Source organism: Kribbella sp. CWNU-51, assembly GCF_054073265.1.
The window spans coordinates 114208-136036 of record NZ_JBSXMZ010000009.1 but is presented as its reverse complement, the minus strand read 5'-3'; the positions used below and the strand labels follow the sequence as shown (position 1 = coordinate 136036).

Genomic DNA, 21829 nt, shown 5'->3' with positions numbered 1-21829 from the left:
GTCAGGCGAAGCGCGCGAGGGTGGTGTGGATCTGCTCGACGGCGTTGGCGGAGTCGGTGAAGTGGGCGGTGACGCAGAGACGTTCGCGGAGGTGGAGGAGCGGCATCCGGTCGCGCCAGCCCGGCGCCAGCGGATGAGCTTCTTCGTAGGCGCGGTAGAAGGCATCGGGGATGTTGCCGCAGCCGATGAGCATGGACAGTTCGGCCTCAGGCCAGCCGTAGTAGACCGCGGGGTCGATCAACGCCGGGCGACCGGCGGGTGTCGGGAGGAGATTGCCGTACCAGAGGTCGCCGTGGAGCAGCGACGGAGGTTGGGGCGGGACGAGCTCGGGGAGGCGGTCGGAGACGCGTTCGAGGCGGTGGCGGTCGTCCGGTGAGAGGGCGTTGTAGCAGTTGGGGACTTCCAGGTAGCGGACCAGGCGGTGCTGGGCGAAGAAGCTGTGGCCGTCGGTGGTCCACGGGTTCCGCTGCGGAAGGATGCCCAGGTAGTTGTCCTGGTGATACCCGAATTTGTCGGCGGTGTGCTGGTGCTGGAGGGCCAGGGCGCGGCCGGCGTCTTCCCAGTAGGTGGGAGAGGGAGCGGATGCACCGAGGTCGGTGAGGACGATGAAGTCGGGCGCGACGCGGAGCACTTCGGGTACGGCGAACCCGCCCGGGACCCGGAGTGCGTCGAGGCCGTCGGCTTCCACCGCGTAGAGGTCGGTCGGCAGGTCGGTCTGCGTCTTCACGATCGCCGACCGGCCGAGCGACGTACGGACGCGGAAGGTCTTGCTGGCGTAACCGCCTTCCACGGATTCGGCGGACACGGCATCACCGAGAGCCAGGCCGTCGAGCCAGGAAGGAGTCAGCACGTGGACGATCCTGGCACGCTCGCCGGTGTCGGCTACCCTGGGGCGCGATATGGCGACACCTAACTTGGTCAACCTGGAAGCTGTTTCCAAGGGCTTCGGGACTCGGACACTCCTCGACTCGGTCAGCCTCGGCATCGGCCGGGGTGAACGCGTCGGCGTGGTCGGGCGGAACGGCGACGGCAAATCGACACTGTTGCGGCTGCTGGCCCGGCGGGAGGAGCCGGACAGCGGACGGATCACCCACAACCGGGACCTGCGGCTCGGGTACCTCGGCCAGAGCGACGACCTCGACCCGGAGCAGACCGTGCTGCACGCGGTGCTCGGCGAGGTGGAGACCTACACGTGGGCCGCCGACCCGCGGACGCGGTCGGTGATGGAGCACTTGCTGGGTGGCGTCGATCACCAGGCGCTCGTCGGCTCGTTGAGCGGTGGTGAGCGGCGGCGCGCCTCGCTGGCCAGGTTGCTGCTGATCGAGGTCGACCTGCTGATCCTCGACGAGCCCACCAACCACCTCGACATCGAGGCGGTCAACTGGCTCGCCGAGCACGTGGTCGACCGGGCCGGCGCGCTCATCGTCGTGACCCACGACCGCTGGTTCCTCGACGCGGTCTGCACTGACACCTGGGAGGTCCAGGGCGGCCGCGTCACGTCGTACGACGGTGGGTACGCCGCCTACGTGCTCGCGAAGGCGGAGCGGGCCCGGAGCGCGCAGGTCTCGGAGACGAAGCGGCAGAACCTGCTGAAGAAAGAGCTCGCCTGGCTGCGTCGCGGCGCACCCGCCCGCAGCACCAAGCCGAAGTTCCGGATCGAGGCCGCCAACGCGCTGATCGAGGACGAGCCGGCGCCGCGGGACAAGCTCGCGCTCTCCCAGTTGGCCACCGCGCGCCTCGGCAAGGACGTGTTCGACGTCGAGGACGTGAGCCTGGCCTTCGGCGACCGGGTGATGCTCGACCACGTCACGTTCCGGCTCGGGCCGGCCGACCGGATCGGGCTGCTCGGGCCGAACGGCGCCGGCAAGACCACGTTCCTGAAGATCCTGACCGGTCAGCTCGCGCCGGACCACGGCCGGGTCAAGCAGGGCAAGACCGTCCGGGTCGCCAACCTGTCGCAGACCCTCGACGAGATCGACGAAACGGTGACGGTCCTCGACTACATCACCGGGATCCGTCGTACGGCGGCCCTGGCCGGCCGGGGTGGCGAACTGACCTCGTCGCAACTGCTCGAGCGGTTCGGGTTCACCGGCGACAAGCTGACCACCCGGATCTCGGACCTGTCCGGTGGCGAGCGGCGCCGGCTGCAACTGCTGCGCATCCTGCTCGACGAGCCGAACGTGCTGATCCTCGACGAGCCCACCAACGACCTCGATGTCGAGACGCTCACCGTGCTCGAGGACTTCCTCGACAGCTGGCCGGGTGTCGTCGTCGCCGTCACGCACGACCGCTACTTCCTCGAGCGGATCAGCGACATGGTTTACGCGATCATGGGCGACGGCCGGGTCCGTCATCTGCCCCGCGGCGTCGATCAGTATCTCGACGAGCTCGGGTCCGGAATTCCGCGGCGTACGGCGTCAAATGCGTCGGCGTCGCCGGCGGTGTCCAATGATTTGGCGCCGGCCGGAAATACCACGGTTGATGATCCGCCGGTGGTTGACGCGGCAGCGGTCCGGGCGGCGAAGAAAGAACTGAACCGGATCGAACGCCAGCTCGCCAGGCTCACCGAGGCGGAGGCGAAACTGCACGACCAGCTGGCGGTGAGCGCCAGTGACTACGCGCGGCTGGCCGAGCTGGACGCCGAACTGCGCAAGCTCGCCGACGAACGCGGTGAGCTGGAGACCGCCTGGTTCGACGCGGCCGAACGAGCCGAATGATCCGCCGCGGTGCGGAGCTCGTGGAACAGAACTGAGCCGCGGCACACCCTCCGATCCCCTGTGCTTCGGAGGGTGTACCGCGGCTCCGGGTGAGCGGGCCCCGTGCCGGCCGGCGTTGTTCGGGCCCCGAGCCCCGGACACCGCGCGGCCACTTTCGGTGGACCACCTCTTGCCACCGAAGTCACCGTGTTCTCAACGTTTCGTAGCCGGTCAGCCACCGACAGTGAGGACCCTAGTGTCGCCCCTCACTCAGTGTCGATAGTCGTGCGCTACAGCAGCCTCTCGATCTCGTTGCAACTAGCAACGATCGAAACCAGGCAGAAGTGACGGGTCGTCTTTTCGGATTATTCCGGCGCAATTCCAAACGAGCGTTTGTCCGACCTGCCGCGCCGCTTTGTCAGTACCACCGAGCCGGTTTGTCTACATCGTTGGCAAAGCCGGATGTTTCCCGGGTCAGTGTTTTTCCAGGTCGAACGGCCGGACCAGCTCGCGCAGTACGCGGGCGATCTTCGCCTGGTCGCGCTCGCTGATCGTGCCGAGCAGTTTGCGCTCGTGCGCGAGCAGATCGGCCATCGCGGCGTCGACCGCGTCGCGGCCGGCCGGGGTCAGCTGGACGAGCACGCCACGGCGGTCGGCCGGATCCGGCAGGCGCTCGACCAGGCCGCGCGCGGCCAGCCGGTCGACCCGGTTCGTCATCGTGCCGGAGGTGACCAGGGTTTCCTTCAGCAGCTTGCCGGGGGAGAGTTGGTACGGCGCTCCGGCCCGGCGCAAGGCCGCGAGTACGTCGAACTCCCAGGACTCCAGGCCGTGGGTCTCGAACGCGTGGCTGCGAGCGCGATCGAGGTGCCGCGCCAGCCGGCTGACCCGGGAGAGCACCTCCATCGGCGCGACGTCGAGGTCGGGGCGCTCGCGGCGCCAGGCCTCGAGCAGCCGGTCGACCTCGTCTTCCATACTTCGAGACTACGTCATCAAGACTCTTGACATCAAGACAAGTCGAGCGACTAGAGTATCTCGACATCAAGATAAATGCGTCAGAGAGGTACTCGCCATGCGCACGTCACCAGTGTGGAGTCCGGAGCAGTACGGCACGTACGCCGACGAACGCGGCCGCCCGTACGCGGATCTGGTCGGCCGGGTCCGGGGCGAGGACGTCCGCACGGTCGTCGACCTCGGCTGTGGTCCCGGCGGGCTGACCGTGACACTGCGGGAGGTCTGGCCCGAGGCAACCATCGTCGGCGTCGACAACTCGCCGCAGATGCTCGCGGCGGCGGAGCAGTACGCGGACGATCACCTGAGCTTCGAGCTGGGCGACGTCCGCGAGTGGTCGGTCGAGCCGGGCTCGCTGGATGTGATCGTGACCAACGCGACCCTGCAGTGGGTCCCTGAGCAGCTCGACCTGCTGCCCGGTTTCGTCCGCGCGATGCGGCCGGGCGGCTGGCTGGCGATCCAGATTCCCGGCAACGGCAACGCGCCGTCGCACGCGATCCTGCGCGAGCTCGCCGGCACCGAGCCCTACGCGGAGTACGCGAAGGACGCGTCGCTGCGGCCCGACGTCCCGGGTCCGGCCGAGTACGTCGACGCGCTCAGTGCCGAGGGATGCGTGGTCGACGCGTGGGAGACGACGTACTTCCACCTGCTGCACGGCGACAACGCCGTACTGGAATGGGTGAAGGGGACCGGCGCGCGGCCGGTGCTGCAGTCGCTGCCGGACGACCTGCGGTCGCAGTTCGAGGCGGAGTACGGCGCTCGGCTGGCGGAGGCGTATCCGCAGCGGGACTACGGGACCCTGCTGCCGTTCCGCCGGATCTTCGCGGTCGCGCAGAAGCGGGGCTGATCATGCGACTCGATCATGTGCAGGTGTCGTGCCCGCCTGGTGGGGAGGACGTCGCGCGGGAGTTCTACCGGGACGCGCTCGGGATGACCGAGGTGGAGAAGCCGGAGCTGCTGAAGGCCCGGGGTGGTTGCTGGTTCCGTGCCGGGACCGCGGAAGTGCACATCGGTGTGGAGCAGGACTTCCGCCCGGCGAAGAAGGCCCATCCCGCGCTGGCCGTCGACGATCTGGATGCGCTGGCCTCGCGACTCGCAGAGCTCGGCTATCCGGTGACGTGGGACAACGAGACGATCCCGGGCCGCCGGCGATTTCACACCGCCGACGGCCACGGGAATCGCGTGGAGATCGTGTAGATGAGCGGCTCGCCCGGCCCCCTCAAGCCGGACGAGCCGCTGGTTCATTCGGTCGCCAGGGCTCCGGCCGGTGCGACCTTGGCGGCGCGCCGGGCCGGGAGGACCGAGGCGAGTAGGCCCGCGACCGCGGCGACCGCTGCGATCATCACGAGAAGCGTCCCGGGTACGGCGTACTCGACGCCGCCGTCGACCGTCTGGCTACCCATCAGCGCGCTCGTCCCGGTCCAGCCGTAGACCAGGCCGAGCGCGATCCCGAGTCCGGCCGCGACCAGTGCCATCAGCAACGATTCGATCGCGAGCATGCCGCGCAGTTGGCGTCGGGTCAGTCCCATGGCCCGGAGCAGTGCGTTCTCTCGCGTCCGCTCCAGGACCGACAGGCTGAGCGTGTTGCCCACGCCGACGAGCGCGATCAGGACCGAGACTGCGAGCAGACCGACGCCGACGATCAGCAGCACGTCGAAGATCTTCGTGTAACTGGTCCGCTCGGCCAGGCCGCCGCCGACCGACAGTTCCTTGACCGAGGGGATCGACTGTTGCACGGAGTCGATCACCTGCGAGCCGTCCGCCTTCGGATCCGATGCCAGCCAGAACCCGGTCACCGAGGCGCTCGATGAGAGCTTCGCGAGATCGGTGGAGGTGACGGTGATCGGATCGAGCCCGGTCGCGCCTCGCGCCGTCACCGTCAGCTTGTGCTGACCCGACACGATGATCAGCGGAGTGCCGTCGTCGAGGCCCAGCAGGTGCAGGGTGCTGTAGTCGATCAACGCCGTACCCGGCTTCAGCTGGTCGGCGATCGCCGGGTTGTGGATGACGGAACCGGCCGTGGCCTGGTCGATGCCGGTCACCGGCAGCTCCTGACCGCCGGCCTTCACGTTCACCTGATGGACCGGGACGACCTGCGTGATGCCCTTGATGTCGCGCAGTTGCTGCTCGGCGCCGGCCGGCATCTTCTCGTTGTACGTCGTGACCATCAGGTCGACCGGATACTGCCCGTCCATCGACACGTCGAACGTCTTCCGCACCGAGGCGATCCCGACACAGGTGAGACTGATCAGCGTCACCCCGATCAGGAGTGCCGACGTGGTGGCCGCCGTACGCTTCGGGTTGCGGATCGCGTTCGCGACGGCGATCCTGGCCGGGACTCCACCGCTCCGCGCCGGGAGCGTGCCGATCAGCCGGATCAGCGCGGGCACCAGCAGCGACCCGATCGCCAGGATGCCGAGGAACGACACCACACCGCCGGCGATCCCGATCAGCACCTGATGGGTCGACGCTCCGGCCGCCAGCAGCAGCCCGCCACCGGCGAGCAGCAGGAAGCCGAGGACCAGTCGCAGTACGCCGGCCTTGGACGCGGCCGCCGGCGCAGTCTCGGGCCGAAGCGCGGCCAGCGGCGCGACCTTGGTCGCCCGGCGAGCCGGTACGACGGCAGCCGCGATAGTGGCCACGGTCCCGAGCAGCAGCGGCTGGAACACCGACCACAGGTCGAGGTGCAGCGGGACCGGCGGGATTCCCCAGTCGAACTCGCGGGACAACGCCAGGGCCAGCGCGGACAGCGCGACGCCGAAGACCACACCGATCGCCGACGCGATCACGCCGACCACCGACGCCTCCGCGAGTACGGAGGAGAACACCTGCCGGCGGGACGCGCCGACGCAGCGCAGCAACGCCATCTCGCGAGTGCGCTGGGCGATCACGATCGTGAAGGTGTTGCCGATCACCAGGCAGGCGACGAACAACGCGATCACGGCGAACATGCCGAACACGCCGCCAAGGACGTCGATGCCGTTCGTGTAGCCCTCCACCTCGTGCTGGATCCAGGCCTCACCGGTGTAGGCCTGCAGGCCCTTGGTGACGACGGCCTGCGCCGCGTCGGCGAGCTGCTGCTGGGTCACGCCCGGCTTGGCCGCGATCCCGATCGCCTGGACGGCGGCGTCCGGCTCGAAGATCTTCAGCGCGGCCGGGGTGGCCACGGCGGACCCCCGACCGACCGACTTCGTGTCGTCCAGCAGACCGACCACGGTGACGTTCCACGCCTTGTTGTCGTACGAGCTGAGCCGGAGCGTCTGACCGATCGCGACCTTGTGCTTCGCCGCCAGCTTGGCCGGCAGCGCGATCTCATTCGTTGCGGTCGGCAACCGTCCGGACGACGTACCGGGACCGGCGATGTGGGTGGTGTCGTGCAGCGCGTCGACCGGCAGACCGGTCGGCCGGACCAGACCGGGGAACGACGCGTTCAGATAGGCGGTCGTCAGCGTGACGACCGAGACGGTCTGTGGGAGCTTCTGCACCTTGGCGATGTCCGCGGCGGTGATGGCCTCGTTCTCCGGCGAGACCACCGCGTCGACGCCGCGGTACTGCGCACCGATCGTCTCGTCGATGCCGTGCGACGCGGACGCGTGCGCGGTCATCGCCAGGGTGCCGAAGCCGACACCGAGGACGATCGCCAGGCAAGCGGCGATCAGGCGGCCCAGGTGGGCGCGCAGCGAGGAGAGGATGGAGCGTCGCACCTCAGGCCCCCAGCTGCCGCAGCGCGTCGAGCACGGTCTCCGGGGTCGGGTCGGTCAGCTCGCCGGCCAGCTTGCCGTCGGCAAGCATCACGACGCGGTCGGCGTACGACGCGGCCAGCGGATCGTGGGTCACCATGACCACCGTCTGACCGAACTCCCGGACCGACCGGCGCAGGAACCCGAGCACCTCGGCGCCGGATCGCGAGTCCAGGTTGCCGGTCGGCTCGTCGGCGAAGACGACTTCGGGCCGGCCGGCCAGGGCGCGCGCGACCGCGACCCGCTGCTGCTGACCGCCGGACAGCTCGCCCGGCCGGTGCGTGAGCCGGTCGCCCAGCCCGAGTACGTCGATCAGCTTGCTCAGCCACTGCTGGTCGGGTTTGCGGTTGCCGAGCTCGAGCGGGAGCAGGATGTTGTCGTTCGCGGACAGCATCGGGAGCAGGTTGAACGACTGGAACACGAAGCCGACCCGGTCCCGGCGGATCTTGGTCAGCTCGGCGTCCGGGAGCCGGGTCAGCTCGGTCTCGCCGAGCAGCACCTGACCGTCGGTCGGGGTGTCCAGCCCGGCCAGACAGTGCATCAGCGTCGACTTGCCCGAGCCGGACGGCCCCATGATCGCGGTGAACCGGCCGACGCCGAAGTCGACCGAGATCCCGTCGAGCGCGGCGACCGCGGTGTCGCCCTGTCCGTACACCTTGCGCAACTCGTGCGCCCGGATCGCGGTCCGCGGCGTCCCGTCCTGCGGCAACCGCCCGACCGCAAGCTGCCCGGTCTGCAAGCTCATGTCACTCCTTGGATTCGTCGTTGTCCAAGAAGTTAGTGATCCCGGCCGGTGATCTCGTCGGACCGCGGACTGCAGTTCGCGTACTACCTGGGTATTACTTGTTGGGTCTCACCAGTCCCGTTTCGTAGCCGAGGACCACCAGGGCGACCCGGTCGCGCAGGCCGGTCTTGGCCAGGATCCGGCCGATGTGGGTCTTGACCGTTGCCTCGGACAACGTGAAGAGCCGGGCGATCTCGGTGTTCGACAAGCCGCGGGCGACCTCGACCAGGACCTCGCGTTCACGGGCGGTCAGGTCGGCCAGATCGGGGCGCTCGGCCTCGGTGTCGGGCAGTGCGCCGGCGAAATGCTCCAGCAGGCGCTTCGTCGTACTGGGGGAGACCACCGCGTCACCGGAGTACACCTGCCGGATCGCCGACAGCAGGTCGGCCGGCGGGGTGTTCTTGAGCAGGAAGCCGGCCGCGCCGGCCTTGATCGCGGCGAACGCGTACTCGTCCAGGTCGAAGGTCGTCAGCACGATCACCTTCGGTGCCTGCGGCAACAACTGGAGCCGGCGGGTGGCTTCCACCCCGTCCAGGCGGGGCATCCGGACGTCCATCAGGACGACGTCGCACCCGGTCACCTGGATCTTCTCGACCGCCTCGCCGCCGTCGCCGGCCTGGCCGACCACCCGCATGTCCGCCTGTGAGTCCACGAGCATCGTGAATCCGGCTCTGACCAGCTCCTGGTCGTCCACCAGGAAGACCCTGATCACGTCGGTTCCACTCACTGTTCGCCTCCAGTCGGCAGGTGGTACGGGAGCTTGGCGATCACCTCGTAACCGCCGCCCGCCTTCGGTCCGGCGCTCACCGTACCGCCCGAGATCGAGGCGCGCTGCCGCATCCCGACCAGGCCGTGACCCGGATCCGAACTCGGCGCGACCCCGGCACCCCGGCCGTCGTCGGTGACCACCACGGTCAGCATCTCGCGGCCGAAGTCCAGCTTCACGCAGGTGCGCGCGCCCGGCCCGGCGTGTTTCAGCGTGTTGGTCAGACCCTCCTGCACGATCCGGTACGCCGTCAGTCCGAGCAGCGCGGGCAGATCGCGCGGCTCGCCGGTCACCTCGTAGCCGACGGTCAGCCCGGCGTCGCGGACGTTGTCGATCAGCTCGGGCAGGCTCGAGACCCCGGGCTGTGGGCGCGGCTGGTTCGGGTCGAGCTCTGGTTGTTCGTCCTGCTTGAGCAGGCCGAGCATCTTGCGCATCTCGGTCAGACTCGCGCGTCCGGTGTCGCCGATGGTGGCCAGCGCCTTCTTCGCCTGCTCCGGCGACTGGTCCGCGGCGTACAGACCGCCGTCGGCCTGGACGATCATGATCGACAGGCCGTGGGCGACCACGTCGTGGATCTCGCGGGCGATCCGTGTCCGCTCGTTGCTCACGGCCAGCTTCGCCTCACGGTCGCGGTCACGCTCCAACTGATCTGCCCGCTCCTCGAGCTGGGCGACGTACAGGCCTCTGGTGCGGCGGCGTTCGCCGATCGCCCAGACGCCGAAGACGACGGCGCCCAGAGCGCCCATCATGGTGATCTGCTGCTTCCAGTCGCCGTCGTTGTAGTAGCGCGACGTCGCCATCAGGACGCCGAGCCCGCCGACGATGAGGGCGATCCGGCTGAACCGGTGGTCGCCGTACACGGCGATGGCATAGAGCGCGACCAGCAGGCCGATGTTGCCGGCCATCAGGTGGATGCCGGCCAGCCACTGCAGGACGGCGACTGCCGAGACGCCGAAGAAGACGAGTTCGGGGTGGGTCCGGCGCCAGATCAGCGGGACGAGCATGCCGAACGCGAGCACGCCGCCGAGCCCGGTCTGGGCGACGGCCAGGAAGCCGAAGGTCATGCTCAACCCGCCGGCGAGCAGCAGGTCGAACGCCTTGCTGCGGGCAGGCACGGGCCGTGCGGTCAGGATCCCCGTCATGCGGGCCAGGGTACGGCGATCAGCCAGGTGAGAGGTCATGCTACGGGCGGATATCGCCGTACGACCGCGGTCGGTCAACCGCGGACACGCGTCGGGGACTGCGGACAAGCTATGCCGTGTCCGGAGCCACGAGAGGGTGTCCGAGGTTACTTGTGGGGGCGGGTCGACAGGGTCGGTTTGGCTTCCAGGCCGGAGAGGCCGTTCCACGCGAGGTTGACCAGGTGGGCGGCGACGTCCGGCTTCTTCGGCTTGCGGGCGTCCAGCCACCACTGGCCGGTGAGCGCGACCATGCCGACCAGCATCTGGGCGTACATCGGCGCGTTCTTCGGGTCCAGGCCGCGGCGCTTGAACTCCTCGGCCAGGATGTGCTCGACCCGGGTGCCGACGTCGCTCAGGATCGAGATGAACGAGCCGCTGGACGACCCGACCGGCGAGTCGCGGACCAGGATCCGGAAGCCGTTGGAGTTGTTCTCGATGTAGTCCAGCAACGCGAGCGCCGCCTGCTCGACCAGTTCGTGTGCGCGGCCGGCGGTCAGCGCACCGGTGACACCGTCGAGCAGGGCACGGACCTCGCGGTCCACGACAACGGCGTACAGGCCTTCCTTGCCGCCGAAGTGTTCGTAGACGACCGGCTTGGAGACCTCGGCGCGGGCCGCGATCTCCTCGACCGAGGTCGCCTCGTACCCCCTCTGGGCGAACAGGCCACGGGCGATGGTGATGAGTTGCTCGCGACGTTCGGCACTGGTCATCCGGACTCGGCCGGACCGCCGCGGTTTGGGTTCCGTCACGTCGAGATCACGTCAGCATCATGCCGTACTTCGGTGTTGCCAGTGGCAGATTTACCGCTGGTGGCGCCTCAGGCCGCCGCTTTCAGGGGCTTCGTGCTGGTCTCGACGCGGCGGGCTTCCAGGCGCTCGCGCACCGGCCAGCGGACGTCGCTGACCCAGCCCATCTTCTCGAAGAACCAGATGCAGCGGGCGGACGTGTCGAGCTGGCCCTTGAGTACGCCGTGCCGCGCGCAGGTCGGGTCCGAGTGGTGCAGGTTGTGCCACGACTCGCCCTGGCTCAGGATCGCCAGCCACCACACGTTGCCGGACTTGTCCCGGCTCTTGAACGGCCGGTCGCCGATGGTGTGGCAGATCGAGTTGATCGACCAGGTGACGTGGTGCAGCAGGGCGATCCGGACCAGGCTGGCCCAGAAGAACGCGGTCAGCGCGCCCCCGATCGACCAGGACCACAGCCCGCCGATGACGGCCGGCGCGAGCAGCGAGATCGTCACCATCAGCGGGAACATCCGCGACACCTTGACGATGTCCTTGTCCTTCAGCAGATCCGGCGCGTACTGCCGCTGCGGAGTCTGCTCGGTGTCGAACAGCCAGCCGACGTGGGCGTGCACGAAACCCTTGGTCAGCGCGCTCACCGTGTTGCCGTACTTCCACGGGCTGTGCGGGTCGCCGTCGCGGTCGGAGAACTTGTGGTGCTTGCGGTGGTCTGCCACCCAGCGGATCACCGGGCCCTCGATCGCCAGCGAGCCGGCGATGGCGAGCACGTACTTCAGCGGGCGGTTCGGCTTGAACGACTTGTGCGTGAACAGCCGGTGGAATCCGATCGAGATGCCGTGCCCGGCGATCGTGTAGAAGACCACCGCGAGCACGATGTCCCGCCAGCCGAGGAAGCCGCCCCACGCGATCGGCACGGCCGCCAGTACGGCGAGGAACGGGATGCCGATGAACAACGCCAGTGCGACTTGCTCCCATGGACGCTTCTGCTCACCCCCGAGCGTTCCGGTGTCGACATCGAAATCGTCGGCCTGCTGGGCGCTGGTGGGCGCCTCCGGTGCGGCTACGGCGGGTGGAGTCATCTTTGCTGATCCCTCAGGTGGAGGACGGCTTACCTACGCTACCGTAACCTACGGAGCCGTAGGTAAGGAACCCCTCAGCGTGTCGCTCGCCCCACTCCATGGCAAACTATCCCGGCAACCACGATCCCCCGTGGGGTAATCGGCAGCCCGCGAGACTTTGAATCTCGAAGACCAGGATCGAAACCTGGCGGGGGAGCACCAAGAACCCCGAGGTCAGAGGACTTCTGACCTTGGGTTCTCTTATCCGCGACACCCGTCTGCCAACTGATCCGCAACAGGCTCGAAGCCTGGCGACCACCTGAGGGGGCGAGGGCTGCCTTCTGGGTCATTCCAGACAAAGGCAGAAGGGGTGACCTGCAGGGTCCAGGAAGACCCTGTAGGACGTACCGGGTTGGTCCGGATGTTTGGTTGCACCGAGATCGATCACTGCCGCCTCGGCTGCGTCGAGGTCGTCAACGAGCATGTCGAGGTGCATCTGCTTTGGCCGCTCCTGGGTCGGCCACGTCGGCGGCGTGTAATCAGCCACCCGGTGGAAGGCGATGCACTGGCCGTCCTCAGGGCAAACCGAAGCCCGCTCGGCGAAGACGTCGATCTTCCAATCCAGCATCGCGCCGTAGAACCTGGCGAGCGCACCAGGATCGGGACAGTCGATAGCGATGAGAGGCAAGCGAGCGATGGCCATGCCGGCCAGGATATCGACGTTGCGGTTGCCGCCGCCGCACCCACCCACTTGATGGCGTCGCCATCTCTTCCAGTGTTAGTCCCCGAGCGACTTCACGAACTGTCGGCAGGAGTACACACGGCTGAATTGGTTGCGCAGGGCATCCTCGTGGTCGACCCAGGCGTGGAAGAAGCCGGCGCGGGGCATCAGGTCCAGCTGCCGCGCGCCGCCCACTGCCCCACCCGAAGACGGCGCGCGTCGCTGCCCGCTGCTGGCGCTACTGCGCGGAAAGCCGGGCTGCCGCCCATGTACTGCCCGCGCCGACAGCGCCGTTGTCCCGCCCGCTGACAGCTCATGTGCTCAGAAGCGCATGGACTTTCCGATCGGGTCCAGCTCGAACGTCAGCAGCCCCTGCTGAACGACCGGCAGTCCGTTCACGATCTCGGAGGCTTCGTCCGGGGAGTCGACCTCCATGAACACCACGATCCCAGGAACGTCACCGGTCTTGAACGCGTACTCGGTCACCACGCGGTGGCGCACCAGGTCCCAGGCCTGTGTCGAGACGGTGTTCTCGTCGAAGAACCGGGTGAGCTGCTCCGGCGTCACACCTTCTCCGATACGTGAATTCGCCATCAAAAGCATGCTTCCCCCTCCAGTCCGCCGCAGGGGTGCCTAGGACAGGCAGGCTGCTCGCCCGGGCGGGACTCATCGCCATCGTTGCACCGGATCCGGGCCGCACCAACGGATCGGATCCGCGTTCACCGAAACTTCATCGGAGGTGTGACTCGGGCCGTCGCTTGGCGGGGGTCGTCGGCTAGGCCGGCTGCGCCTCAACAGCCGCCGACGCGCGTCGAGTAAGGGCCGCTGGGTGTGCGACGGTCGAGCCGACTGCGGCGATCGCGAGGCCGAGCACGATCCAGCCGACCGACTCCAGCTTCGTTCCACTGCCGAAGAAGGCGAAAACTGTTCCGATCGTGCAGACGGCCGCGAGCCACCACGGGATCTGGCGAGCTCGCACCATGCCGAACGTGAGCCACGGCAGCCCCACGAGGTGGAAGCAGAGCAGGGCGAGCACGAACGCCGGGATGGCTGCCGGGCTGCTCCCCATGCGGTCGGCGGCGTCGACCAGGGTCGCGGTGATGGGTCCGTTGCCGGCGATGGCGACCTCGATGCCGCTCATCAGCAAGAATCCGAGGGCGCCCACGAGGCCGGCGCCGTACACGAGGCCGCCCGATATCACGGTGGCGCTCCCTCGTCCGACGGTGCGGCCGATGATCGCTGCCACACCCGGCAGGATCAGCAGGACGGCCGCTTGGAATACAAGGCCCTTGGCGACTGTCGGAGTGGGGTTTGCGGCCAGGTCGGCCAGCCGTTGCCGGGTGTCGTCGGCGCCGTTCGGTGGCCCCAGGAACGGTGGCACCGTCATCGCCAGCCCGCCGGCCATCATCGACCACCCTGCCAGCCTGGTCCTCTTCCGTACGGTTTCCATGATTCCTCCTTGGTTCCGGTTCCCTTTCGACGCTAGGAAGCGGCCCGGCCGGAGTCGTCGGGCGTTCTGTGGAGCAGGGTCGTTCGTTCGGATGACGGCGGCCCGGTGAAGCCGGCCGTAGACTCGTGCCATGTCCTGGGTGGGGCGGGCTCCCGTGCGGACGGATGTGCGTCTGGCTGCCGCGCTGGCGGTGTTCAGCGTGGTCGAGCTTTACTTCAGCTACGCGTTCGATCGCCTACCCGTCGATCATCCTTCGGCGCTGCACCTCGCGATCGCTGTGGTGGCTGCGTCGTCGCTTGCCTGGCGCAGGGTCTACCCGCTGGTCGTGGCGCCGTTTGTCGCTGCGCTGGTTGCGCTCCAGGCCTCCGTGACTGCACCGCCGAATGTGTACGGCGAGGCGCTGGTTGGCATCATCGCTGTCTACAGCCTGGCGGTTTACGCACCGACCTGGCGCAGGGCGATCGCTTCGGCCGCGCTGACGACGGCGCTGTTCTACGTGCAGGGCCTGGCGGATCCGGCGGATCCGATCGGCGCGGCAGTCACCTTTGCGCTGATGGTCCTGCTGATCCTCGGAACCGGCGTACTGGTACGCCGCTACCGCGACCGGGCCGACGAGGCCGAGCACCGTGCCCGGCAGATCGCGGCCGACGAGCGGGCACGCATCGCACGCGAACTGCACGACGTGGTCGCCCACGGGATGAGCGTTGTCGTGCTCCAGGCTCGTGGTGGACGCCGCATGCTCGACGTAGAGCCCGGGGCGGCGCGGCTGGCGTTCGACGACATCGAGCGGGTCGCTGCGGACTGCCTCGACGAGATGCGCCGGTTGCTGGGAATCCTCCGATCGGCCGAGCCGCAGACCGCCGCCCCACTCGCACCACAGCCAAAGCTCTACGAGCTCGAGGCGCTGGTCGACCAGGCCCGGGCGTCAGGCGCGGTCGTCGATCTCGTGGTCGACGGGGAGCGCCGCGACCTCGCCCCGGCGATCGAGCTGTCGGCCTACCGCATCGCGCAGGAAGCCTTGACGAACGCGCTCCAGCACGCTCCCGGCAGCCGGGCCCGGCTGCGCGTCAGCTACGAGCTCGACGCCGTGGCCATCGAGGTGACCGATGACGGTCCGGGGTCGCTCAACGGCAGCGACGGGCACGGCCTGATCGGAATGCGCGAACGCGCCGAGCTCTTCGGAGGCAGCTTCCACGCGGGCAGCGAGCCGGGCGGCGGCTTCGGCGTACGCGTGCGCCTTCCCGTTGCTGGTACGGCGCCGTGAGCATCCGCGTGCTCGTCGCCGACGACGAGCGACTGATCAGGGCCGGCTACCGGATGATCCTCAACACCGAGCCCGACGTCGAGGTGGTCGGCGAGGCAGCCGACGGCGTCGAAGCCGTCGAGCAGGCCAGGCGGCTTCGACCGGACGTCGTACTGATGGACGTCCGGATGCCCCGGCTCGACGGGATCGCCGCAACCCGTTCGCTGGTCAAGATGGAGCCGCCGCCCGCCGTACTCGTGGTGACCACGTTCGACCTCGACGAGTACGTGTACCAGGCGCTTCGAGCCGGCGCGGTCGGGTTCCTGCTCAAGGACGCCCCGGAGCAGCAGCTGCTCGCTGCCCTTCGCGCTGCCCGCGACGGGGTCGCCTTGATGACGCCCTCGGTCACCCGCAGACTCGTGGAGACTTTCGCCACGGCGGCGCCGGTTCCGGACGAGCGGCTGCACGTCCTGACCGAACGCGAAACCGACATCCTCACCCAGCTCGCCCTCGGGCTGTCCAACAGCGACATAGCCCGCGACCTGTCCATCGGCGAGACGACCGTGAAGACACACGTCTCGCGAGTACTGACCAAGCTGGGGCTGACCAGCCGCAGCCAGGCCGTCGTGCTCGCCTACGAGACCGGGCTCGTAATCCCCCGGCATGGCAAGGCAAGCGAGCGTCGGGGAGTTCAGTAACGGTGTGGTTCGTACCGGCCTCCTCCCGGCAACGCGTCCGAGGAAGGGGTCGCCCCGACCGATCGGGCCACCTCGACCAGCTCGGCCCAGAGGGGCTACTGGAGGAAGTGGCGGATGTGGTCGGACCAGGTTTCGGGTTGTTCGAAGTGGCACATGTGGGCGGTTTCGGGGATGACGACGAGTTGGCTGATGGAGAGGGATTTGTGGAGGCGATGAGCTAGTTGGAGCGGGAAGCCCATGTCTTTTTCGCCGTGGAGGATGAGGATGGGTTTGTTGAAGGTGCGGAGGATCTGTTCGGGGTTACCGGGGCACCACGGGTGCATGAGGCCGTTGATGGCTCGCTCCTCGCTCCAGTCGCCGAGGTCCGGGCCGAGGCTGTCCAGCAGCTTCAGATAGGCCGGTGCCAGGTCTGGGTCCCAGACGAAGATCGTCGAGTTCCGTAGTATCCCGTTGGCTGCCTCCTCAGCTTGGCGGCGGCGCTGATACTCATCCCAGTCGGCCAGATACTCGGCATTGTCAGCGCCGCTGTAGGCCGACGTGGATGCGAGGACAAGGCGTCGTACTTGCTCTGGATGCTTGTCGACGAACTGCATTGCCGCTCGGCCGCCGGTGGAGAAGCCGAGCAGGTCTACCTCGCCGAGGCCGAGCTTGTCGATCAACAGGCGCGCGTCTTGTACGACGTACTCCGACTGGAGAGCGTCCGCGGGGAGACCCCGGGTGCTGCGGCCGCAGCCGCGGAAGTCGAAGAGGACGATGTGGTGGTCGCGGGCCAGTGGCTCGAATCCGGGGACCAGATAGCCGTGGCCGACGTCCGGGCCGCCATGCAATACGACGAACGACGGCTTGTCGGACCGCTTCCCGAGCTCTCGCACGAACAGCGTGACATCTCCGACGTCGACCAGCGCCCCATCGCCCATGCGGCGAGCATGTCAGCCGCCGCCGACAACCTGGTTTGGAGCTCGGCTTTCAGTTGATGACGCAGAAGATGGTGCCGTCGGGGGCGGCCAGTACGACGAAGTCCGCGTCCGGCGGATAGGTCCAGTCTTCGACGCGGGTGGCGCCCAACCCGATCAGGCGGTCCACCTCGGAGTCGAGGGTCGAGGTGGTGCGGTCGACCCAGAGGTCGAGGTGGGTGCGGTCGGTTTCGTCGAGGTGGAGGCGGGTGGCGGGCCCGGCCTTCGGGACGAGGAAGTCGGGGTTGTCGGGTGAGGCGTCGTACCCCAACGCCTGCTTCCAGAACTCCGCGGCGAGGCCGAGGTCCTTGGTGTTCAGCACTATCGCTCCGAGCGTGAGGCCCACGTTTCCACTCCTGTCGTTCAGGTGCGGTCAGTCACGCACCAGTTGCTCTTCCATCACGACGAACTCGAGTTCGACCCAGCCTGGAACGGGTTCGTCGGACGACCATCTGACGGCTCGCGCTCTGAGTTTCGGCATGCGCTCAGTCTGCGGCCTGACGGGGGTGGGGGAGGGCGAGCGTGTTGACCAGGCCGAAGGTGCCGATCCGACGGCCGCGGTGGTCGGGTTCCGGGCTCTGGTAGCGGATGTATACCGCGCCGGCGGATCCAGCACGGAGAGTCACCACGAAGGGAACGTGAGACCGGTCACGGTGTGGCGGGGAGAGCTGGTCGAGGGCGTTCGGATGAGCAAGTAGGCTTGCGCGGGCACCCCAGGCGGTACACACAGCGAGTGCCCATGCTGATACTTGTTCCAGAAAACTCGCAGGGAACTCGAGGAGAAGACCGCGTGACTTCCCATCGTCCCGCGGCGGTCGTCATCATGGCCGCCGGTCTGGGAACCCGGATGAAATCGGCGACCCCGAAGGTCTTGCACGAGATCGGCGGGCGCAGTCTCGTCGGGCACGCCGTGGTCACCGCCCGGGCACTGAGCCCCGAACATCTGGTCGTCGTGATCGGCAACGGCCGCGAACTGGTCGAGGCCCACCTCAAGGATGTCGATCCCGGAGCCAGGACCGCCGTCCAGGAGCAGCAGCGGGGGACCGGTGACGCGGTCCGGGCCGGGCTGACCGCCGTACCGGCCGACTTCGACGGATCGGTGATCGTCACGTCGGGCGACGTACCGCTGCTCGAGGCGGAGACGCTGCACGAGCTGATCGCCGAGCACGACAAGCACGGCAACGCCATCACGGTGCTGACCGCGCGGGTGCCGGACCCGACCGGATACGGGCGGATCATCGCGGGTGCGGACGGCACCGTCGCCGGGATCGTCGAGCACAAGGACGCGACGCCGGAGCAGCGGGAGATCGACGAGATCAACGCCGGCATCTACGTCTTCGACGCGGCCACGCTGCGGGACGGCCTGAGCCGGCTGACCACGGACAACGCGCAGGGCGAGCTGTACCTGACCGACGTCCTCGCGATCGCGCGCAACGACGGCAAGCGGGTCGGCGCGCACGTCACCGACGACGCGATGCAGACCGAGGGCGTGAACGACCGCGTCCAGCTGGCCACGCTCCGCGCCGAACTGAACCGCCGGACCCTCGACAAGCTGATGCGCGACGGCGTCACGATCGTCGACCCGAACACCACCTGGGTCGATCAGACCGTTCAGCTCGCCCGCGACGTCACGGTGCTGCCGAACACCCAGCTGCACGGCGCGACCACGGTTGACGAGGGCGCCACGATCGGCCCGGACACCACGCTCACCGACGTCGCGGTCGGTGCGGGCGCGACCATCATCCGGACGCACGGGTCCAGCTCCGAGATCGGCCCCCAAGCCTCCGTGGGCCCGTTCGCCTACCTGCGCCCCGGCACGTCGGTCGGCGTGAAGGGCAAGATCGGCACCTTCGTCGAGACCAAGAACACCAGCATCGGCGACGGCGCGAAGGTCCCGCACCTCACGTACGCCGGGGACGCGACGATCGGCGAGGGCGCGAACATCGGCGCCGGCACGATCTTTGCCAACTACGACGGGGTCGCGAAGCACCCGACGCACATCGGCAAGCACTCGTTCATCGGCAGCAACTCGGTGCTGGTCGCGCCGCGGACGGTCGCCGACGGCGCCTACCTGGCCGCCGGCACCGCGCTGACCGAGGACGTCGGACCGGGTGAGATCGCGGTGGCCCGGTCGCGGCAGCGCAACATCAAGGGCTGGGTCGCGCGCAAGCGGGCCGGGACCAAGACCGCCAAGGCGGCCGAGGAAGCTCAGGCGGCGGATCAGGCCGCGCTGGGCGACACTGGCGAGAAGGCGTAACGGGAGGCTGCTCATGAGCGGGATGAAGCGAACCACCGAGAAGAACCTGATGGTGTTCTCCGGCCGGGCTCACCCCGTCCTGGCCGAGCAGGTCGCCGAGCAACTCGGCGCCGGCCTGGTGCCGACCCAGGCGTACGACTTCGCCAACGGTGAGATCTACGTCCGGTTCGAGGAGTCGGTCCGGGGCAGCGACGCGTTCGTGATCCAGAGCCACACCTCGCCGATCAACGAGTGGATCATGGAGCAGCTGATCATGGTCGACGCGCTGAAGCGGGCGTCGGCCAAGCGGATCACCGTCGTCCTCCCGTTCTACGGGTACGCGCGGCAGGACAAGAAGCATCGCGGTCGCGAACCGATCTCGGCCCGGCTGATGGCCGACCTGTTCAAGACCGCCGGCGCGAACCGGCTGATCTGCGTCGACCTGCACACCTCGCAGATCCAGGGCTTCTTCGACGGACCCGTCGACCACCTGATGGCGATGCCGATCCTGAGCGAGTACGTCCGGAACAAGTACGGCGACGAACAGCTGGCCGTGGTGTCGCCGGATGCCGGCCGGATCAAGGTGGCCGAGCAGTGGTCGGCCCGGCTGAACAACGCGCCGCTGGCCTTCATCCACAAGACCCGCGACATCGACCGCCCGAACGAGACGGTCGCGAACCGCGTCGTCGGTGAGGTCAAGGGCCGGGTCTGCATCCTGGTCGACGACATGATCGACACCGCGGGCACCATCACCAAGGCGGCCGACGCGCTGTACGCCGAGGGCGCCGCGGGCGTGGTGATCGCCGCGACCCATGCGATCCTGTCCGGTCCGGCGGTGGACCGGCTGAAGAACTGCCAGGCCAGCGAGGTGATTGTCACCAACACGCTGCCGATCGCGGAGGACCGCCGGTTCGACAAGCTCACCGAGCTGTCGATCGCGCCGCTGATCAGCCGGGCCATCCGCGAGGTCTTCGAGGACGGCTCGGTGACCAGCCTGTTCGAGGGCCGCGCCTGAACATCAGGGCGTACGACGCACGCGTCGTACGCCCTGGCATCGTCGGTCAGGCGTTGATCCGGCGTCCCGTCAACTTCCCGGTGATCGTCTGCACCACCTCGGTCGCGCTCCCCGGCGCGAATATGGTGACCCGGTAGGTCCCCGAGATCATGCCGTGTGACAGCGTGCCCCTCAGTTGCACGCGGACAGTATTCCCGACCGAGTCCGGGCCTTGCTCGCCCGGGAAGCCGGTCCAGAAGGTCGCCCGGAACGACTTGCCCTTACTTGACCACGTTCCGGTGAACGGCGGTCCGGCCGGGCTGATGTCGTGCGACACGAACACGCCGCCGCCGGCGAAGCTCAAGACCAGCCGGACCTTGTCGGTCGTGCCGTCGTCCTGACGCACGCACATCCAACTGCCGAGCAGCCCGTTGTCGTTGCCCGCCATCGCAGGCGTAGCCGTCGCCAGCCCAGCGATCGCCACACCACCCGCGGCGATTCCTGCACCCCTGAGCGCCTGCCGGCGCCCCACTGCGTTCTCACTCATCGGAGTCCCTCCCCAGAGATCCTTTGCTGTCCTTCCACGCTGCATCTCCCCGCCCGGCGTGGCAACGGCTCGGAATACTCAACGACGAGGCGTAGTGCGCTGCCTCCGCGCCGTACTAGTCGACAGCACCGCTGGGTGCTCGCCGTACTGGCATATCTTGGAGAGCACTGACCGCTCTCCAGAGGATGTTGCATGCGGATTGCCGTGTTTTACCCCGGGGCGATGGGCTCGAAGCTCGCCGCCCAGCTGGTTGCCGCAGGCCATGAGGTGCACTGGGTGCCGGACGGCCGTAGCGAGGCCTCGGTGGCGCGCGCGGAGGAGGCCGGGCTGATCGGTACGCCGTTCGCCGACGCGGTCGGCGTGGCTGAGGCGGTGCTGTGTTCGTGTGCTCCCCAGGGGGCCGTGGACATCGCCAAGCAGGTCGGCCAGGCCGGGTTCGCCGGGCTGTACATCGAGGCGAACCCGCTGTCCCCGATGTCGTTGCGCGAGGCGCAGTCTGCGGTGCCGGAGGCGACGTTCGTGGATGCCGGTGTGGTCGGCCCGCCGCCGACCGGTGGGCCGAGCCCGACGCATCTGATGCTGTCCGGCGCCGCTGCCGATCAGGCGGCCGCGCTCTGGGCCGGCACCGCAGTCACCCCGATGGTGGTCGGGGCCGAGCCCGGTGCGGCCAGCGCGGCGAAGTCGTCGTACGCGCTCTACAACAAGGGCAAGGCGGCGCTGGCGGTGCTGGCCTTCCAGCTGGCCGAGAAGTACGGCGTCACGGATGCGCTCACCGCCCAGCAGATCCGTGCGGACGCGGGATCGCTGAAGGATCCGGGCTTGCCGGACCAGCTGAGGAGTGTCGCCTGGCGCTGGGGCCCGGAGTTCGACGAGCTGGCTGAGACCCTGGACGTCGCCGGTCTCGAGGGTGACGCGGCCCGCGCCCTTCGCCAGGTCTGGACCAAGCTCACTTGATCACGTCGCCGGCAACGGGTCCGGACTGGGCCGGAAAGAGGCGTGGAAAGCCTTCCG

22 protein-coding genes and 1 tRNA gene are annotated in these 21829 nt (G+C 68.4%); 9 read left to right on the top strand and 14 right to left on the bottom strand.

All coding sequences use genetic code 11. The features are described 5' to 3' along the window. Position 1: 1 nt before the first annotated feature. Positions 2-850, bottom strand: a complete 849-nt coding sequence (locus tag ACXC9Q_RS14480; protein ID WP_457057017.1) for a fructosamine kinase family protein — start codon at positions 848-850, stop codon at positions 2-4. 49 nt (positions 851-899) lie between these two features. On the opposite strand from ACXC9Q_RS14480, the gene ACXC9Q_RS14475 reads away from it, so the two are divergent. Next, positions 900-2717 (top strand): ABC-F family ATP-binding cassette domain-containing protein, encoded by a 1818-nt coding sequence (locus tag ACXC9Q_RS14475; RefSeq protein WP_457057016.1) that lies wholly within the window; start codon positions 900-902, stop codon positions 2715-2717. 453 nt (positions 2718-3170) lie between these two features. Here the strand turns inward: ACXC9Q_RS14475 and ACXC9Q_RS14470 are convergent, their stop codons facing one another. Continuing rightward, positions 3171-3668, bottom strand: coding sequence for a MarR family winged helix-turn-helix transcriptional regulator (locus ACXC9Q_RS14470; protein WP_457057015.1), 498 nt, complete (start codon positions 3666-3668; stop codon positions 3171-3173). 97 nt (positions 3669-3765) lie between these two features. Between ACXC9Q_RS14470 and ACXC9Q_RS14465 the strand changes: the two genes are divergently transcribed. Both ACXC9Q_RS14465 and ACXC9Q_RS14460 read left to right on the top strand, forming a co-directional pair. Beyond that, entirely contained in the window at positions 3766-4551 is a 786-nt protein-coding gene (locus ACXC9Q_RS14465; RefSeq protein ID WP_457057014.1) for a methyltransferase domain-containing protein, read from the top strand. Between the two features lie 2 nt (positions 4552-4553). Further along, complete coding sequence (locus ACXC9Q_RS14460) at positions 4554-4901, top strand: VOC family protein (protein WP_405068861.1); 348 nt, start codon at positions 4554-4556, stop codon at positions 4899-4901. 44 nt (positions 4902-4945) lie between these two features. On the opposite strand, the gene ACXC9Q_RS14455 is transcribed toward ACXC9Q_RS14460, so the two are convergent. The 6 genes from ACXC9Q_RS14455 to ACXC9Q_RS14430 form a co-directional block, all read right to left on the bottom strand. Then, complete coding sequence (locus tag ACXC9Q_RS14455; protein ID WP_457057013.1) at positions 4946-7408, bottom strand: ABC transporter permease; 2463 nt, start codon at positions 7406-7408, stop codon at positions 4946-4948. A 1-nt stretch (position 7409) separates the two neighbouring features. After that, a complete protein-coding gene (locus tag ACXC9Q_RS14450) occupies positions 7410-8189 on the bottom strand; it encodes an ABC transporter ATP-binding protein (RefSeq protein WP_457057012.1) in 780 nt (259 codons plus the stop codon). A 94-nt stretch (positions 8190-8283) separates the two neighbouring features. Then, positions 8284-8955: a response regulator gene (locus ACXC9Q_RS14445; RefSeq protein ID WP_442914145.1), complete on the bottom strand. Its 672-nt coding sequence runs from the start codon at positions 8953-8955 to the stop codon at positions 8284-8286. Continuing rightward, positions 8952-10136, bottom strand: coding sequence for a sensor histidine kinase (locus tag ACXC9Q_RS14440; protein WP_457057011.1), 1185 nt, complete (start codon positions 10134-10136; stop codon positions 8952-8954). Before ACXC9Q_RS14440 ends, ACXC9Q_RS14445 begins: the two co-directional genes overlap by 4 nt. A gap of 146 nt (positions 10137-10282) precedes the next feature. Beyond that, a complete protein-coding gene (locus ACXC9Q_RS14435; protein WP_457057010.1) occupies positions 10283-10885 on the bottom strand; it encodes a TetR/AcrR family transcriptional regulator in 603 nt (200 codons plus the stop codon). Between the two features lie 107 nt (positions 10886-10992). Continuing rightward, on the bottom strand, positions 10993-11997 hold the full coding sequence (locus tag ACXC9Q_RS14430; RefSeq protein ID WP_457057009.1) for an acyl-CoA desaturase: 1005 nt from the start codon (positions 11995-11997) through the stop codon (positions 10993-10995). Positions 11998-12121: 124 nt separating this feature from the next. On the opposite strand from ACXC9Q_RS14430, the gene ACXC9Q_RS14425 reads away from it, so the two are divergent. Continuing rightward, positions 12122-12193: transfer RNA gene (locus ACXC9Q_RS14425), tRNA-Gln, on the top strand. Between the two features lie 129 nt (positions 12194-12322). On the opposite strand, the gene ACXC9Q_RS14420 is transcribed toward ACXC9Q_RS14425, so the two are convergent. The 3 genes from ACXC9Q_RS14420 to ACXC9Q_RS14410 form a co-directional block, all read right to left on the bottom strand. Then, positions 12323-12679, bottom strand: a complete 357-nt coding sequence (locus tag ACXC9Q_RS14420) for a VOC family protein (protein WP_457057008.1) — start codon at positions 12677-12679, stop codon at positions 12323-12325. A 339-nt stretch (positions 12680-13018) separates the two neighbouring features. Continuing rightward, complete coding sequence (locus tag ACXC9Q_RS14415; protein ID WP_457057007.1) at positions 13019-13291, bottom strand: hypothetical protein; 273 nt, start codon at positions 13289-13291, stop codon at positions 13019-13021. A gap of 181 nt (positions 13292-13472) precedes the next feature. After that, the gene (locus ACXC9Q_RS14410; protein WP_457057006.1) at positions 13473-14147 is read right to left on the bottom strand and encodes a hypothetical protein; all 675 of its coding nucleotides are present in this window, start codon (positions 14145-14147) and stop codon (positions 13473-13475) included. A gap of 130 nt (positions 14148-14277) precedes the next feature. On the opposite strand from ACXC9Q_RS14410, the gene ACXC9Q_RS14405 reads away from it, so the two are divergent. After that, positions 14278-15411 (top strand): sensor histidine kinase, encoded by a 1134-nt coding sequence (locus ACXC9Q_RS14405; protein ID WP_457057005.1) that lies wholly within the window; start codon positions 14278-14280, stop codon positions 15409-15411. Then, complete coding sequence (locus tag ACXC9Q_RS14400; protein ID WP_457057004.1) at positions 15408-16088, top strand: response regulator; 681 nt, start codon at positions 15408-15410, stop codon at positions 16086-16088. Before ACXC9Q_RS14405 ends, ACXC9Q_RS14400 begins: the two co-directional genes overlap by 4 nt. Positions 16089-16183: 95 nt before the next feature. Here the strand turns inward: ACXC9Q_RS14400 and ACXC9Q_RS14395 are convergent, their stop codons facing one another. Together ACXC9Q_RS14395 and ACXC9Q_RS14390 are read right to left on the bottom strand one after the other, a co-directional pair. Then, complete coding sequence (locus ACXC9Q_RS14395; RefSeq protein WP_457057003.1) at positions 16184-17005, bottom strand: alpha/beta fold hydrolase; 822 nt, start codon at positions 17003-17005, stop codon at positions 16184-16186. 49 nt (positions 17006-17054) lie between these two features. Next, entirely contained in the window at positions 17055-17387 is a 333-nt protein-coding gene (locus ACXC9Q_RS14390; RefSeq protein ID WP_328526634.1) for a VOC family protein, read from the bottom strand. Positions 17388-17831: 444 nt separating this feature from the next. Between ACXC9Q_RS14390 and glmU the strand changes: the two genes are divergently transcribed. Both glmU and ACXC9Q_RS14380 read left to right on the top strand, forming a co-directional pair. Then, positions 17832-19298 carry a bifunctional UDP-N-acetylglucosamine diphosphorylase/glucosamine-1-phosphate N-acetyltransferase GlmU gene (glmU, locus tag ACXC9Q_RS14385; protein ID WP_457057002.1) on the top strand — a complete coding sequence of 489 codons (1467 nt, stop codon included), beginning with the start codon at positions 17832-17834 and terminating at the stop codon, positions 19296-19298. Between the two features lie 13 nt (positions 19299-19311). Further along, entirely contained in the window at positions 19312-20292 is a 981-nt protein-coding gene (locus ACXC9Q_RS14380) for a ribose-phosphate diphosphokinase (protein WP_457057001.1), read from the top strand. A gap of 46 nt (positions 20293-20338) precedes the next feature. On the opposite strand, the gene ACXC9Q_RS14375 is transcribed toward ACXC9Q_RS14380, so the two are convergent. After that, positions 20339-20818, bottom strand: a complete 480-nt coding sequence (locus ACXC9Q_RS14375) for a hypothetical protein (protein WP_457057000.1) — start codon at positions 20816-20818, stop codon at positions 20339-20341. 192 nt (positions 20819-21010) lie between these two features. Here ACXC9Q_RS14375 and ACXC9Q_RS14370 point away from each other — a divergent pair, with 192 nt between their 5' ends. Beyond that, positions 21011-21772 (top strand): DUF1932 domain-containing protein, encoded by a 762-nt coding sequence (locus ACXC9Q_RS14370; RefSeq protein WP_457056999.1) that lies wholly within the window; start codon positions 21011-21013, stop codon positions 21770-21772. Positions 21773-21829: the final 57 nt, after the last annotated feature.